Source organism: Streptomyces sp. NPDC000878, assembly GCF_053599695.1.
In genome coordinates, this window is the sequence record NZ_JBSFMT010000187.1 from 1 (window position 1) to 1,505 (window position 1,505).

Annotated in this window: 2 protein-coding genes; both read right to left on the reverse strand. The window is 70.4% G+C overall.

Annotated elements, in window-relative coordinates; all coding sequences use genetic code 11:
- Positions 1–364: 364 nt before the first annotated feature.
- Positions 365–592 carry a hypothetical protein gene (locus ACWDR4_RS50075; protein WP_450418864.1) on the reverse strand — a complete coding sequence of 76 codons (228 nt, stop codon included), beginning with the start codon at positions 590–592 and terminating at the stop codon, positions 365–367.
- A 78-nt stretch (positions 593–670) separates the two neighbouring features.
- On the reverse strand, positions 671–1,505 hold an 835-nt coding region (locus ACWDR4_RS50080; protein ID WP_450418865.1), incomplete at its 5' end, for an IS701 family transposase.

Here is a 1,505-nt window from a genome sequence, read left to right on the forward strand (position 1 = left end):
AAGACCCCAAGCCGTTCATCTGGACCAAGACAGCCGAAGAGATTCTCGACTCCCTCGCCCGCTTCTGCCGACGGATCTCCGGCGCAGGACACTAGCCCTTCAGTTGGAGATCGAGTAGTCCGCTGTAGTTGGAGGTGCTTGGGCCGGTGGTGGCCGGGCGGTTGCGCGAGCTGCGGCGCGTGCACGGTTGCGCTGCCGGTGGCAGGATCGGGCGATTGCCTGGTGGCAGCGGCGCCACCAGGACCAGTGCAGACCGTGCCGGAATCGGAGTTCCGGGGAGGGGTGAGGGGTCATCAGGTGGATCATGCGGCGAATCTCGAGTGCGGTGAAGCCGATCGGCGCGATGCCGCTGGGGGTGGTGGGGTCATCCAGCTCCCCCTCTTTCGATCAGCCCCGCGTCGGCCTCCTCCCGCCGTTGGCCGGCAGCCTGCACCGCAAGGAACGCGGCGGCCAGCTGGGCGAGCGTGATATGCCGGTACCAGCCGTGATAGGAGCGCACTTCGTAGTCGGCCATCCCGGCCGCCGACTTCGCCAGCTTGATCGACTCTTCCACCTTCCAGCGGGCGCCCGGCACCAGCACAAGATCTTCCACGGCAGTATTCGCAGGCCCCCAGGCCAGGTAGTAGTCGCGTGCGGCGGGCTCGTCGGGGCGGCGCCGGGCGATGATCCATCACGCCCACGCATCCCCGCCGAACGGCGCATCAGGGTCGGGAATGCGCCGAACCCACCACTGCCAGGCGCGCGAGCCGAGTTGAGCGGGTCCGGCGGCGAGCTCCACCCAGTCCTGTTCGGCGGCGGCCCGCTCGACCAGCCGGGCGATGTGCCGCCATCCGGGACGGGGCAGCACCGTCTGACTGGACGAAACCGTCACCGCATAGGGAAGGCGGCGGCGTTCGAGGAAGGCGCGGAAGGCGCCGTCACGGCCATAGACCTCGTCAGCGGCCACCCACAGACGGCTCGTGGCCAGGTCGGGCACGATCCGGGCGATCATCTTCTCGGCCAGCCGGGGCTTGACGGCGAAGCCGACCGTCTCGGGGATCTTCGCAGCACGGCAACGCGGCCGGTCCTCGGTCCACTCCTTCGGGAGATACAGCTCACGGTCGATCAGGGCGGCTCCGACGCCGGTGGCGAGCGCGGCCATCACACCGACCTGGCAGGGGAAGACCCCGCCAAGGGTGCCGGTGAACTGCCGGGCGACGCCGGCCGAGGTACGGCCCTTCTTGGCGAACCCCGTCTCGTCCACCACCAGCACCGCCGCTCCGGCAGGCCCCGCGCCGATGCCGCCGTCGTCCAGGCCCTCGATCGTGTAACGGCGCGTGAAGTCGCGCAGCGCATCGGCGTCCCACACCGAGCGGTCCAGCAGGTGCTGCTGACCCCACGGGGCCGTGGCCCCGGCGTACTCCGCCAGTTGGTGAGGTCGGACCGGGGCGCCCGGCCGACGTTGCCGTCGGTGGGTTTCCCCGGCCCGCCTCCCGAACCGGACGTGCCCGATCTCCAGGCATCCG